Here is a 12,545-nt window from a genome sequence, read left to right on the forward strand (position 1 = left end):
GTGTCGAGGAATGGCTCGGTCGTGCGTGCGGGCCCTTCCGGTGCCGGGTGACGCACCCGGCGCCAGATGCCACCGGCCGCGTACACACGCCGATCGAAATGGCTTATGTGAGGATGACCGGGATGGTCGCGCAGACGGACCGGAGTGACTCGGCATTGCGGGTGGACAGCGCCACCACGAACGCGCCCTGAATCAGGGCGAGGAGTGCGTCGGCCAGTTCCTGGGGACTCCGATCGGCCCGGACATCTCCGTCGGCTTGGCCTCGAGTGAGGATGTCGCAGAGGCTGGAGTGCCAGATTCGAAGGTCCTCGTCGAGGTGGTGCCGAAAGGACTCGGAAGTGGCGGCTACTTCGGTGGAGAATTTGCCGACCAAGCACGCCCGTTGAAACCCGGAGTCGATGAAACCGTCGGCCATTGCGTCGAAATAGCCGGTCAGTTTCTCCACCGTGCCGAGTCCGGGGCGCACTGCCCAGGAGGCGAGCAAGTCCATCTGGAAGGAACAGTATCGCTCCAGAACAGCTTGGCCGAACGCCTCTTTGGACCCGAAGTGGTGGTAGAACGATCCCTTCGGAACGCCGGTCGAATGGAGTAGGGCATCGACGGTCGTGCCGCTGAAACCGTGCGCATAGAACTCGCTCATGCCCTGTCGGAGCAGTCGCTCTTTGTGTGGGAGGTCTTTGCGGTTGCGCCGCTCGCCGTCAGGTTTCCGGCTGTCGTGCTTTGTCGTCGACTCCCGCATAGTGGCACCCACCTGTCCCGATCGAAAAGACCTAGACCATCCAGTCTAGACAAGGATGCTTCAGGTCTCCGCGGTCGGTGTGAAAATCACGTTCCCGACCTTCCCGTACTGAGGAAACCACGGGATTTGTCCGCGGCGATCCGGCGGGTCGACAGCCGGATCGCCGCAAGACTCGGTGCGGCCAGTGAGCCGATTTCGAAATCAAGCTGTGCCGATTACAGGGCAACCTCGAACAGACCGGCACCACCCAGGCCGGTCGCGGCGCACATCGTCACGACGACGTACTTCGCGCCGCGCCGCTTGCCTTCGATCAGGGCGTGTCCCGCCATGCGGGCTCCGCTCATGCCGTAGGGGTGGCCGATCGAAATGGCGCCACCGTTCACGTTGAGGAGTTCGTCGGGGATGCCCAGCTTGTCACGGCAGTAGACCGCCTGAACCGCGAAGGCCTCGTTGAGCTCCCACAGACCGATATCGTTGACGCTCAGGCCGAACCGATCCAGCAACGCCGGTACCGCGTACACGGGTGCGATGCCCATCTCGTCGGGTTCGACGCCGACACTGGTGTAGCCACGGAAGTATCCGAGCGGCTCGATACCTTCCTTCTCCGCAGTGTCGCGATTCATCACGATGACCGCCGACGCACCATCGGAGAGCTGGCTGGCGTTACCCGCCGTGACACATCCATCGGCACGCATCACCGGCTTCAGGGCCTGCAAGCCCTCCAATGTGGTGCTGGGCCGGTTGCCTTCATCGTGTGCGAGGGTGACGGTACTGAACGATTCCTCGCCAGTTTCCTTGTTGACGACTCGCTTGACCGATTCCATCGGAACGATCTCGTCGTCCAGCAGACCCGCGGCCTGAGCGGCGGCTGTGCGTTGCTGGCTCTGGAACGAAAACTCGTCCTGAGACTCCCGGCTCACGCCGTATCGGTCGTAGACCACCTCGGCCGTTTCGATCATGTGCATGTAGTAGTCAGGCCTGTTCTGCCTGATCCACGGCTCTTCGATCATGAACTCGTAGCCCGGGACCTGAATCTGGCTGATCGATTCGACGCCACCGGCGGCGACTACATCGAGCCCCTCCTGGAGCACCCGGTAGGAACCCGCGACAATCGCTTCCAACCCCGACGTGCAGAACTTGCTGACGGTGATTGCCGGTGTAGTGACGGGGATTCCGGCGCGGATCGCGACCTGACGCGCGATATCACCGCTCTGCACTCCGGTCGTGAGGGCGGCTCCCATCACGACGTCCTGGACGCGAGAGGGCTCGAGTCCGGCCTTCTTCAGCGCGTGCTCGACGGCGTGGCCGCCCAACGTCGCACTATGAGTATTGTTGAACGCGCCGCGATACGCCTTTCCAATGGGTGTACGCGCCGTCGAGACGATTGCTGCTTCTCTCATGATTCTTCTGTCCTTAGATGTTGATGTTGTCGGCCGGTGCGTTCCGACTCAGTTGCCGGTGTAGACGCCGGCCCGGCGCTCCAGGAACGACGCGACGCCTTCGGCGGCATCGCTGCTTCCGACGACCTCGGACCGCAGCTGAGGAACTGCCTTGAATGCGGCCGTAGTTCCCTCAGCGGCTGCAATGCGGGACACGGCAAGCGAGTGATGCACTCCCATCGGCGCCGCTGCTGCGATCTCATTGGCCAACCCGAGGGCGCGATCGAAGAGCTCGGCCGCCGGAACGACCTCTTGCACCAGGCCGATCCGGTGCGCTTCCGTCGCATTCAAGTGATTGCCGGTGAGCAGGTACCGTTGCGCATTGGCATAGCCGACACGCTCGGCCCATCGCGCCGCACCACCTCCGAACGCAAAGACACCGCGCAGAACCTCTGGCTGGCCGAACAGCGTGCCCTCGGCGGCGACGATGAACTCACCAGCGAGAGCGAGCTCGAGTCCGCCAGCGAAGCACATCCCATGAACAGCAGTGATCAACGGCTTCGACAACCGAGAACCCTCCATTCCGAAGGGGTCGTACTCTCCTTCGTTGTAGACCAGCGCGCCGCTTTCGACGAGTTCCTTGAGCTGCGTCATATCCGCGCCGGCGCAGAACACCCCGCCCTCGCCGTACAGCACGGCACAGCGCAGATCGTCATCGCTGTCGTAACGCTTGTATGCGTCGGCCAGGGCCGAGAACATCTCCCCAGTCAACGCGTTCTTCTTGTCGGGCCGATTCAGGCCGATCAACAGCACGTTTCCGCGTACCTCGGTGGTGACAGTGCTGGACTTCACGCCGGCTTCGATCGTCGATTCAGGCATTCTCTTCGCTCCTTCTGTTGGACTGAAATGCGGCCCACCCAAGGGCGAGCTCTTGTCGGCTATTTATCGCCGCCGGGGGGCCGGCCACGAATCAATTGAGAAAATGCGCAATTGCAGCCTTGGCTTCTGTTGAATGGCACCGTTTTCGGAAAAACTCTGCTTCCTCGTCGATTACCTGGAGGACCTCGAGTCGGTCGCGATGGAGAAGGCGTTTGGTGATGCGCACCGATTCGGTGGGCAGTTCCTGAAGAGAAGTTGCGGTCTCGAGGGCAGCAGCAAGTGCGGTCCCGTCGGCGACTGCGCGGTTGATGAGACCGGCCTCTTCTGCCCGCTTCGAGGTAAATTTCTTCCCGAGCATCAGCAACTCGGTGGCCAGTTTGACACCGGCGATACGGGGCAACACAAGCGTTGTGGCGCCTTCAGGGGTCAGGCCTAGAGTGACAAACGGCAGCGAGAAGACGGTCGAACTGCCCGCGAAAGCTAAGTCGCAGTGCAGGAGCATGCTCGCCCCGATGCCGACCGCAAATCCCTCCACTGCCGCGACAATCGGTTTCTCTGTCACGACCAAGGTACGCAGAAGATCGAATGCAGCCATCGAATCGGGCTGATCCCGAAAATCGACAAGATCATTGCCGGCGGTGAAAACGCCACCACTACCCGTAATGACGATGACGCGTACTTCGTGGTCGCGGTCGGCCTCCACAATGCCCTCGGCCAGTGCAACATAGGTTTCGATATCGAAGGCGTTGCGTTTGGCTGGTCTGTCGATTGTCAACAGGCGAATGCCAGGTGCCACCGTATCGGTAATGAGGGACATCTTGTTCCTTCGAGGTTTGGTGCGCAAATATGGTGCGGCTGGCGGTGGACCTACACATTCGCCGAAAATGCGGCCGCGCGGCCGATGGAGTGCACTGAGCCGGTGTCGATGGCCACGCGTTCGGCATTCGAAGTGCGCCGCCGCGCGGGCGACGATGCACTGCAATCCCCGCCCGACCGAATGCGCTTTAGACTAGGGCGTCTAGACCAGACCGTCAAGAGCGCAGGGTGAAAAAGCGTCGTCTCGATGGGGTATCGAACGAGTGACCTAACCGATTACAGTCATGTCAATGGAACACAAGCCCGGAGAAGGCTCAGCCATGACGTGGTCTGCCTGCGCGCGGTACGAGATTGCGCCGGCGCCGGCCGGGTTGGCGCTGGTGCACGACTTCGTCAACACGATCTCGACCGGACGCCCGCGAGAGATCGACCTACTCGGCAGCCTTTCTGACGCACAGGCCTGGCTCGATAGAGCGCTGGCGACCTGGGCGGCGCGATCGGGGCAGTCGGCTGCGCCGGTCCCTCTCGCTGCCCATGACCTGGAGGAACTCGTCGGGCTGCGCTCCGAATTGCTGCAGCTACTCGAGCCGCGCGTTGGCGGCGGTGGCTACGATGCACCGGCAGTTCATGTCGCGGCGGCGGCCATACGGCTCGATCGCGGTGGACACGCGGTTCTCGAGCCCCGTGGGCAAGGGTGGCGGTACTTCGCCGCTGTGGTCTTGCTCGAGGTCTTCCTGGCCCAACAGGCGGGCGCGTGGCGCCGACTCAAGGTCTGCCGAAATGCGCGCTGCGGGGCGACTTTCTACGATTCCTCGCGCAATAACAGTGCGGTGTGGCATTCCGCCAAGCTGTGCGGAAACCCGGCAAACCTGCGTGCGCACAGGGCTCGTCAGCGGGCCCGAACCCCCGAATCGTAGTGCGCCGAGACAGCGTGTGTGCATAGTCGCTCGTGAGGTGGGGCGATGAAATGGTGCCATGGTGTGAAATGACCAAAACTGATACGGTCATTTCTTGCATGCCTAGCCGGCATCTTCGGATCCTCAGGAGGAAACACGTGACCACAACCCCAGGTGTCGTGCGGACAGTGCAGGTTCTCGGGCGCCCCTTCAGTGTTGGTGACCTGGTAGTACCCAACCGCATCGTCATGGCGCCGCTGACGCGGTACTTTTCGCCGGGCGGAGTCCCCGGCGATGACGTGGCCCAGTATTACGCGCGTCGCGCTGCCGCGGACGTCGGCCTGATCATCACCGAGGGGACGTTGGTGCAGCACGCCTCATCAGGCACCAGCGAGCGGGTCCCACGCTTCTGGGGCGGCGAAGCCCTCGCCGGTTGGCGGAATGTGGTGTCGGCTGTGCACCAGGCCGGAGGAAAGATAATTCCCCAACTTTGGCACGTGGGCTCTACTCGCACCGAAGGGGCTGGACCCATCAGTACAGCGCCGCCCGTGGGTCCTTCCGGTTTGGCCCTCGATGGTGTGCCCCACGGAATTGCACTCAGTGCCGCTGATATCGATGACGTCATCGGAAGCTTCGCCACCGCGGCTGCGGCCGCCCAGGACCTAGGATTCGACGGTCTGGAATTGCACGGTGCCCACGGCTACCTCGTCGACCAATTCCTCTGGGAACGGACCAATCGGCGTACCGATGCCTATGGCGGTGACCTCGCATCCAGGGTTCGCTTCGCCGCCGAGGTCGTCGAGGCCGTCCGGGCGGCAGTCACACCCGGTTTCCCTATCTTCTTCCGGCTGTCGCAGTGGAAGTCGGGACAGTTCGACGCGCGTATCGCCCATACGCCCACGGAACTGGAGGCAATCTTGGCGCCGCTGGCCGACGCCGGTGTCGATGTTTTCCACGCTTCTACTCGCCGCTACTGGCTTCCGGAGTTCGAAGGTAGCGACCTGAATCTCGCTGGCTGGGCCAAGAAAGTCACTGGTAAAGCATCGGTTACGGTCGGCTCCGTCGGTCTGGACAAGGAATTCGCCGGGCCTGATGGCAGGCCAACACAGTCTGCGGTCGCGGACATCGCTGAACTACTCGACCGTGCTGAACGCGATGAATTCGACCTCGTTGCAGTCGGCCGTGCGCTGATCGCCGACCCCGAGTGGGCTCGCAAAGCGCTCGCGGGTCGCCTGAACGATGCCGATCCCTACGACGCCGCGCTCCTCGAGTCTCTCTACTGACTTCCGCGTCGAGGTGACTCTCGATCCACGCCTGCACCGCAAGCCTTCTCGACACGAAGGGGTTTGCGTGATCGAGTTGGCGGTATCATCCTCTCGCGCAGCATGAATCAACGAGACGCCGGCCACATTGCCGACGTACTTACATCGAAATAATTAACAGTTCTTCAACGGCCGGATCCGGGCAAGTTCGCCTGGACCGGCCGTTGTGCGCGTTATCGGCATACCTCGTCGGCGCGGTTCTCGGGCGTAGAAATACCGTCACCCGTCGCCCTGGTCCTATTGACGGGGACGTGGCGTTCGTAATCTTTGGTTGTGGCTTAGACCACACCGATGGCCAGGTTGCCAGCTTTGAAGGACAGGGAGAACGACATGCCGATGTGGAAGATTTACGTGCCCGAAGGGGCGTACAGCAAGGAACAGAAGAAGGCGTTCACGGACGCGATCACCGACACCTACGTGGACTTCGCGGGGCTGCCGCGGTTCTACGTCGTGGTCGTGTTTCACGACCAGCCGGCCGACTCCATCTGGATCGGCGGGGAACCGGCGAACGATTTCGTCCGCATCACGATCGATCACATTGCCCGCCGTATGCCGGAGTCGGACGACTTCCGGGATATGACCATGGCCGCTTTCGAGGACGCAATCGCACCCCACGTCAAGGACCGCGGTTTCCGCTGGGAGATCCATATCGATGAAACCCCGATCCAACTGTGGCGGACCAATGGGATCAAGCCTCCGCCCGGAGATTCGGATGCGGAGCGGGAATGGGCGCGCCTGAACGCCGCCGTCGAGTGGGAATTGGTCTAGCGGCTAGAGCCGCGTCGAGGGTGGCCGTCTGCGCAGATGCCGCCGGACAATTCGACTACCCAACAGCGTCAACACATCCGAACCTTTCACTATGAGTTCACAGGCAACGTCGTTGCCGCCCGGTCGTGTCACGGCCGTCACGAGAGGAATCACAAGAATGTCCCCATCTCCCAGTGCCGAGGACCTGTACAAGTTCATCGGACTGACGTTTGAACAAGCCAAAAGCGACCCGAAGCTCGTCGAGAAGCTATCGGGCACCGAGGGGGTACTCAAGGTAGTCACCACCGAGCCCAACGGCGTCGTGATCATTGACATCCCGGGCATGACCGCCGTCCAGGGCAGCGCTGACGCCGAGTCGGACTGCACCCTCCGCATGACGGGTGAATACGCGAACCGCTTCTGGCAGGGCGACCTGAATCTCCTCTTGTCGGTGACGTCGGGTGCGATCGGCATCGAAGGGAAGATGGCCACCTTGGCCAGAGCCATTCCGGCAGCCAAGGAACTTTTCCCGACGTACATCAAGCTGCTGACGGACGCCGGCCGGGCAGACCTACTCGTGTGATCGCGCTGTTCGAACGATGGAACACCGCCTCGTGACGGACAATTCGGTCTCGACGCTCGACCTTCGCCAGGTCGAGCGCCGGGACCGCCGGGCAGCGTGGGAGCGGGCGATGGCGAGCCGGCTGGTGCCGATGGGCGTCCACCTCTCGGCCGACTCGGACGAGGACGACCACGGGATGTTCCGATCCCTCGACGTCAGCGATATCAAGGTGACCCAATGGGAGTGCCCCGAGCTGAAACTCGTCCGCACGAAGCGACTGGTCGAGACGACGGAAACTGAGGCGCTGATGCTCCTCACCGCGTCGGCGGGCAGTCAAGTCTTCGAATTGGATTCGGGAACCGCGCGCATGGAAGCCGGGACCGCCCTCATTTCGACGACTCGAGTGGCGTACTCCTCCACTGTGTCGAGCGGGCTGCGGAAGCGAAGCGTGGTCATCCCGTTCGCGGCCCTCGCCCCTTATGACACCGGCGGTGCGATTCCCGACTGCCTGATACTCGACCAATCTCGTCCGCTGACGCGCCTGCTGATCAGCTTCGTGGACAGCATGGGCACCCACATCACGTCCATGGACCCCGCCGAGGTCGACGCCGCGCGCGACGCGCTGCTCACGCTCGTGGCCGGGGTGATCCGCAGCAACACCTGCGCGGCGTACGACGGACCGGCCCTGCTTCCGGCCCTGCGGTCACAGCTCGAGGGGTGGATCAAGGAACACCTACGCGGTGGCCCGATCCGCGTGGTCGACATGGCCAAGGCATTCAATGTCTCGAGCCGTACGGTGCATCGAGCCTTCTCCCTGACGGGAGACACAGTCGGATCGGTCGTTCGTATGCAGAGACTCGCCGGTGCCCGCCGCGATGTCGTCGCCACCAGTCTCCCGATCGGGTCTATCGCCCACCGTTGGGGATATTACGACGCCAGCCATTTCGGTCGCGAGTTCAAAGCTTCTCTGTCCATGTCGCCGAGCGACTATCGGGATAGTTTCGGAACTTCCCATGTCGGCAAGCGTTCCGATATCGAAACGCCGAACCCGCGATTTGCATCGACCATGGACGACTTGGCCAGCTAATCAACTCTGCAAAGGCTCCCCGCATGACACAAACAACGGAATACCTGTACAAGTGCACATTTTACGCTGATGGTGATCCCAACGGCATGGCATCGTTGACCGCACTTCTACTTCAAGAGAACTTTGACAATTTCCCGGGACGACGCAAGATAGCCGCTCGAATGACACGGCCGATTGCAGTGCGCGAAGGCGGATCCGGGACAGAATGCACAATTCTCTTCGGATCCGACAAGGCCTTGGTTCTGAACGATATAGCCGGGCTACCCAGTGTCACCGTGATCGACACGACGGGCGATCAGCTGATGGCCGTGTCACAGCTGAGGATGCGGGCGGGCGGGCTGATCCCGACAGGCTTCTTCAGCAGGCAGGGTATGGCTGTGATCCGCTCAATCCTCCGCAGGGAGCTCATCGTCAAGGGGCTGATCGCACACCCGATTACGGTTCTTCGGTTCATTGCGTTGATGTCGACCGCGTAAGCGCGTTCCTGCCCGAGAGCTCCGAGTGGCGTGACAATACCGCCACCGGTCGTCGTGGTCCTAGTGAGCGCCACGGCCCACTCCTAACCTAAGTTGCGACCCAGGCCACATATCTGGTTTGTCGCAGTGCCCGCTCCAATGGAGGGGCAACTTTGCTGCCGCCCCGGTCGTGTCACGGCCGTCACGAGAGGAACAACCAACAGATGTCCGCAACACCGACCGCCGAGGAACTGTACAAGTATATCGGCATGGCTTTCGAACACGCGAAGAGTGACCCGGACCTGTTCGAGAAGCTCTCGAACATCCCGGGTGTCTTCGAGATCCTCACCACCGAACCCGACGGCTCCATGATCATCGACATGCCGAACCTGACCGCCGTTCCCGGCGCAGCGGACGGCAAGGCAGATTGCACCTTCCGGATGACTGGCGAATATGCGAACCGCTTCTGGCAGGGCGACCTCAATCTGACCATGGCTGTGATGAGGGGCGACATCGGCATGGAAGGGAACATGAAAATCGTGGCCAAAGCCATTAACGCGCAAACGAAGCTTTTCCCGACTTACATCGAGCTGCTGAAGAAAGATGGACGGACGGACCTGCTCGTCAAGTGACGCCGCCTGAACGATGGAACGCAACATCGTGAAAGACGACTGGTCGCGACGCTCGACCTCCGTCAGGTCGAGCGTCGAGGGTCACGTACGCTGACGGCTCCACCTTCATCACCTCGGGAAAGAGATCATGGCGCGGTTCGAGAACGTCAGCGTGGCCAAGAAGGCCAATGTGTACTTCGACGGCAAATGCGTGAGCTACAACATTGAGCTCGCCGACGGCACCTCCAAGTCGGTCGGTGTCATCCAGCCCTCGACCCTGACGTTCAACACTGCCGCGCCGGAAATCATGGAACTGATCGACGGCGAATGCAAGGTCACGCTCGCGGGTCAGACCGAGACCCTCACCTACCGCGGCGGCGAATCGTTCAACGTCCCCGGCAACAGCTCATTTGAGATCGAGGTCCTGACAACGCTGCACTACGTCTGCCACTTCGGCTGAACCGGCGCGAAACGCGGGCCGGCCATCAACATCAGCGAAGAACCCGCCATCAAGAGCGTGTCCGTGGCGTCGACCAGTTCGAACGATGCGGCGGCGCAATCCTCGGGCGCGTTCTCTCCGAAGTACACGATGTCCGGCCCGAGCATGCCGCCGCAGCGTGCGCAGTTCACCTTTTGAAAATTCGCGGTACGGCGACCACCGCATCTTCGTCGGGTCCGACCTCGTCGACCGGTTCGGCCGATGGTCTTATCGACCTCATCGAGCGTGAACGCCCCACATCCTTCAGCGCCGTGCTCGCGATCCACAACATGCTCGCCGCGCTTCCCCGGAATTCTTTTCGACACGACGTCACGGCGATTGGAATTTGCGAGAGCGCGACCGTCAGCGCAAGCTGATCGCACCTCGAACCCGTGCCGGAAGACTCAGTTAACACGCACCTCGATGTGACCCTTGCCACACGAAAGTCGACCGCGTAGCGTGTTCCTAACTTCGTTACAACTTTCATTATGGACTGCGAGCAACCTCGTTGCCGTCCGGTCGCGCCACGGCCATCAGGATTGGAATCGATCACATGTCTACTCCACGCAGCGCCGGAACTTCTCGGTCGTGTGACCGCAGGCGCAATGATCGTCCGGGGTATGCCGAGCTTGCCCAGAGCCTTTCCGGCGGTCATACAGCTGTTTCGGAAGTGCGTCATGCTGCCGAAGAACGCTGGACGGACCGACCTCCTCGTTCGAGGCCGCTGAAGCACAGCGTCATGAAAGACGGCTCGGTCCCCATGCTCGACCTCCGCCAGGTCGAGCGTCGGGATCGCCGGTCGGCTTGGGAGAACGCGATGGCGGGGCGGCTCGTGCCGATGGGAATCGATATTTCGGCCGACGCAGAGGGTGAAGGCCACGGAGTACTGCGATCCCTCGATCTCAGCGACATCAAAGTCACCGAGTGGGATTGCCCCGCACTGAAAGTGAGTCGCACGAAGCGATTGATCGAAACGTCGGACACCGAGGTGCTGATGCTGCTCACAGCATCCTCCGGTACTCAACACTTCGAACTGCAATCGGGTTCCGCTCGCATCGAATCTGGAACCGGCCTCATCTCGACGGGTCGAGTGGCGTACAACTCCACCGTATCGCCCGGCCTCCGGAAACGCAGTGTGATCATCCCCCTGTCCGCATTGGCGTCATACGACACCGGCGGTTCGATCCCCGATTGCGTGATGCTCGATCAATCCCGCCCGCTGGCGCGGGTCCTGATCAGTTTCGTAGAAAGCATGGGTTCGCACGTATCGTCCATGGACGTCGCAGACGCAGAGGCGGCACGAGAGGCGCTGCTCACGCTGGTGGCCGGGGTGATCCGGAGCAACACCCGTGCGGCATGCGACGGTCCTACGCTCCTGCCCGCCCTCCGATCACAGCTCGATCAGTGGATCAAGCAGCACCTTCGGAGCGGCCCGATCCGCGTCGCTGACATGGCCAGAGCGTTCAACGTCTCGAGCCGCACGGTGCATCGCGCCTTCTCCCTCACGGGTGACACCGTCGGGTCGGTTGTACGCATGCAGAGACTCGCCAGCGCACGCCGCGACGTGGTCGCCACTGACATTCCGATCGGGTCCATTGCCCACCGCTGGGGGTTTTACGACGCAAGCCATTTCGGTCGCGAGTTCCGAAAGTTCCTGTCGATGTCACCCAGCGACTATCGGGAGTGCTACGGCATTGCCAGTGTCGAGATGCAGGCGGAAACGGACACCCTGAACCCGTACTCTGCGTCGACAATTGATGACTTGGCCAGCTGAATCGGACCGGAGCGGCAAGCACTGGACGCTCACGCACTTGATCACGGTTCTGCGGTTAATTACCCTCTCGCCCGTGGATCCGCGGCGCTGCGGTCCGACTCGCGCGAATGCGCGCGGAGTGCATTCACCAGCGATGACTGTGCCGACTCCGCGGTATCGCCCAGTCCCACCAGCAAGTTCACCATTGTCGGTTGCAGGACCTGGTCGACCGGATCGGGGAACTGGGCGAAGTGACCGCCCAACTCCAGGGTCACGAATCCGTGCACGCAGCTCCAAAGCTGCGTGGCGATCACGTCCGGATTCTCGCCGCCGCGGATGCGACCGCTTCCTACGAATCGGGCACATCGGCCGACCAGAAGCGAATACGCCGTCCCAAACGCCTCGGACTGGGCAGCGGCACCCGAGCGGGCTGGTCTGAGCTGACGGTATCCACGGCGCGTCGCGAGGCCGAACATCAGGTCATAGAGATGCGGATTGGCCTGGGCCAGCTGTCGGCAGGCCAACGCAATACCGAAGAGATCCGCGGCGGGATCGTCGCTGTCGGGTACCGACTCGAAGGCAAGGGCGAGATCGCGGAAGCCTCTGTCGACTACGGCCTGAAGCAGCTCAGGCAGGCCCCCGAGATGGTAATAGACGGACATCGTCGACACCTGCGCCGCTTCAGCGACCGACCGCGCTTTGATCTCGGATGGGCCCGCCTCTGCGAGCAGAGTCGTCGCCGCGTCGACCAGCCGCTCGATGATCTGTTCGGACGTCAACCGAACAGTGGCCTCCTTGTCGGGGCTCGGCATCCGCGTCCA

Annotated in this window: 15 protein-coding genes; 9 read left to right on the forward strand and 6 right to left on the reverse strand. The window is 62.1% G+C overall.

Annotated features, from left to right (window positions below; genetic code table 11):
• Window positions 1-103: 103 nt before the first annotated feature.
• From GFS60_RS23860 to GFS60_RS23875, 4 genes are all read right to left on the reverse strand, one after another.
• Window positions 104-655, reverse strand: coding sequence for a TetR/AcrR family transcriptional regulator (locus GFS60_RS23860; protein WP_374434080.1), 552 nt, complete (start codon window positions 653-655; stop codon window positions 104-106).
• A gap of 299 nt (window positions 656-954) precedes the next feature.
• Window positions 955-2,139 carry an acetyl-CoA C-acyltransferase gene (locus GFS60_RS23865; protein ID WP_159925119.1) on the reverse strand — a complete coding sequence of 395 codons (1,185 nt, stop codon included), beginning with the start codon at window positions 2,137-2,139 and terminating at the stop codon, window positions 955-957.
• A gap of 48 nt (window positions 2,140-2,187) precedes the next feature.
• On the reverse strand, window positions 2,188-2,997 hold the full coding sequence (locus GFS60_RS23870) for a crotonase/enoyl-CoA hydratase family protein (protein ID WP_159925121.1): 810 nt from the start codon (window positions 2,995-2,997) through the stop codon (window positions 2,188-2,190).
• Between the two features lie 91 nt (window positions 2,998-3,088).
• Window positions 3,089-3,814, reverse strand: coding sequence for an enoyl-CoA hydratase/isomerase family protein (locus GFS60_RS23875; RefSeq protein WP_159925123.1), 726 nt, complete (start codon window positions 3,812-3,814; stop codon window positions 3,089-3,091).
• Window positions 3,815-4,103: 289 nt separating this feature from the next.
• Between GFS60_RS23875 and GFS60_RS23880 the strand changes: the two genes are divergently transcribed.
• The 8 genes from GFS60_RS23880 to ppnP all read left to right on the forward strand — a co-directional run bounded on the left by GFS60_RS23880 (window position 4,104) and on the right by ppnP (window position 9,953).
• Window positions 4,104-4,730 carry a CGNR zinc finger domain-containing protein gene (locus GFS60_RS23880; RefSeq protein ID WP_236603266.1) on the forward strand — a complete coding sequence of 209 codons (627 nt, stop codon included), beginning with the start codon at window positions 4,104-4,106 and terminating at the stop codon, window positions 4,728-4,730.
• A gap of 137 nt (window positions 4,731-4,867) precedes the next feature.
• Window positions 4,868-5,992 carry an NADH:flavin oxidoreductase gene (locus tag GFS60_RS23885; protein WP_236603267.1) on the forward strand — a complete coding sequence of 375 codons (1,125 nt, stop codon included), beginning with the start codon at window positions 4,868-4,870 and terminating at the stop codon, window positions 5,990-5,992.
• A 330-nt stretch (window positions 5,993-6,322) separates the two neighbouring features.
• Window positions 6,323-6,799: a tautomerase family protein gene (locus GFS60_RS23890; RefSeq protein ID WP_236603268.1), complete on the forward strand. Its 477-nt coding sequence runs from the start codon at window positions 6,323-6,325 to the stop codon at window positions 6,797-6,799.
• Between the two features lie 157 nt (window positions 6,800-6,956).
• Entirely contained in the window at window positions 6,957-7,361 is a 405-nt protein-coding gene (locus GFS60_RS23895; RefSeq protein ID WP_159925127.1) for an SCP2 sterol-binding domain-containing protein, read from the forward strand.
• Window positions 7,362-7,392: 31 nt separating this feature from the next.
• Window positions 7,393-8,427 carry a helix-turn-helix transcriptional regulator gene (locus GFS60_RS23900; protein WP_236603269.1) on the forward strand — a complete coding sequence of 345 codons (1,035 nt, stop codon included), beginning with the start codon at window positions 7,393-7,395 and terminating at the stop codon, window positions 8,425-8,427.
• A 23-nt stretch (window positions 8,428-8,450) separates the two neighbouring features.
• Window positions 8,451-8,903 (forward strand): hypothetical protein, encoded by a 453-nt coding sequence (locus GFS60_RS39245; RefSeq protein ID WP_236603270.1) that lies wholly within the window; start codon window positions 8,451-8,453, stop codon window positions 8,901-8,903.
• Window positions 8,904-9,106: 203 nt separating this feature from the next.
• Complete coding sequence (locus GFS60_RS23910) at window positions 9,107-9,514, forward strand: SCP2 sterol-binding domain-containing protein (protein ID WP_159925131.1); 408 nt, start codon at window positions 9,107-9,109, stop codon at window positions 9,512-9,514.
• Between the two features lie 127 nt (window positions 9,515-9,641).
• Window positions 9,642-9,953, forward strand: coding sequence for a pyrimidine/purine nucleoside phosphorylase (ppnP, locus tag GFS60_RS23915; RefSeq protein ID WP_159925133.1), 312 nt, complete (start codon window positions 9,642-9,644; stop codon window positions 9,951-9,953).
• Here ppnP and GFS60_RS39250 read toward each other — a convergent pair.
• Window positions 9,932-10,099 carry a Sir2 family NAD-dependent protein deacetylase gene (locus GFS60_RS39250; RefSeq protein ID WP_236603271.1) on the reverse strand — a complete coding sequence of 56 codons (168 nt, stop codon included), beginning with the start codon at window positions 10,097-10,099 and terminating at the stop codon, window positions 9,932-9,934. The genes ppnP and GFS60_RS39250 overlap by 22 nt on opposite strands.
• Window positions 10,100-10,710: 611 nt before the next feature.
• Between GFS60_RS39250 and GFS60_RS23925 the strand changes: the two genes are divergently transcribed.
• A complete protein-coding gene (locus GFS60_RS23925; RefSeq protein WP_159925135.1) occupies window positions 10,711-11,745 on the forward strand; it encodes a helix-turn-helix transcriptional regulator in 1,035 nt (344 codons plus the stop codon).
• Window positions 11,746-11,804: 59 nt separating this feature from the next.
• Here the strand turns inward: GFS60_RS23925 and GFS60_RS23930 are convergent, their stop codons facing one another.
• Window positions 11,805-12,536, reverse strand: a complete 732-nt coding sequence (locus tag GFS60_RS23930; RefSeq protein WP_159925137.1) for a TetR/AcrR family transcriptional regulator — start codon at window positions 12,534-12,536, stop codon at window positions 11,805-11,807.
• Window positions 12,537-12,545: the final 9 nt, after the last annotated feature.

The organism is Rhodococcus sp. WAY2 (assembly GCF_009859915.1).
GTDB lineage: Bacteria > Actinomycetota > Actinomycetes > Mycobacteriales > Mycobacteriaceae > Rhodococcus_F > Rhodococcus_F oxybenzonivorans.

Coding starts and splice junctions, on each gene's coding strand:
- GFS60_RS23865 (WP_159925119.1), bottom strand. CDS start 2,139: ATGAGAGAAGCAGCAATCGTCTCGACGGCGCGTACACCCATTGGAAAG.
- GFS60_RS23870 (WP_159925121.1), bottom strand. CDS start 2,997: ATGCCTGAATCGACGATCGAAGCCGGCGTGAAGTCCAGCACTGTCACC.
- GFS60_RS23875 (WP_159925123.1), bottom strand. CDS start 3,814: ATGTCCCTCATTACCGATACGGTGGCACCTGGCATTCGCCTGTTGACA.
- GFS60_RS23880 (WP_236603266.1), top strand. CDS start 4,104: ATGGAACACAAGCCCGGAGAAGGCTCAGCCATGACGTGGTCTGCCTGC.
- GFS60_RS23890 (WP_236603268.1), top strand. CDS start 6,323: ATGGCCAGGTTGCCAGCTTTGAAGGACAGGGAGAACGACATGCCGATG.
- GFS60_RS23895 (WP_159925127.1), top strand. CDS start 6,957: ATGTCCCCATCTCCCAGTGCCGAGGACCTGTACAAGTTCATCGGACTG.
- GFS60_RS39245 (WP_236603270.1), top strand. CDS start 8,451: ATGACACAAACAACGGAATACCTGTACAAGTGCACATTTTACGCTGAT.
- GFS60_RS23910 (WP_159925131.1), top strand. CDS start 9,107: ATGTCCGCAACACCGACCGCCGAGGAACTGTACAAGTATATCGGCATG.
- ppnP (WP_159925133.1), top strand. CDS start 9,642: ATGGCGCGGTTCGAGAACGTCAGCGTGGCCAAGAAGGCCAATGTGTAC.
- GFS60_RS39250 (WP_236603271.1), bottom strand. CDS start 10,099: ATGCTCGGGCCGGACATCGTGTACTTCGGAGAGAACGCGCCCGAGGAT.
- GFS60_RS23925 (WP_159925135.1), top strand. CDS start 10,711: ATGAAAGACGGCTCGGTCCCCATGCTCGACCTCCGCCAGGTCGAGCGT.
- GFS60_RS23930 (WP_159925137.1), bottom strand. CDS start 12,536: ATGCCGAGCCCCGACAAGGAGGCCACTGTTCGGTTGACGTCCGAACAG.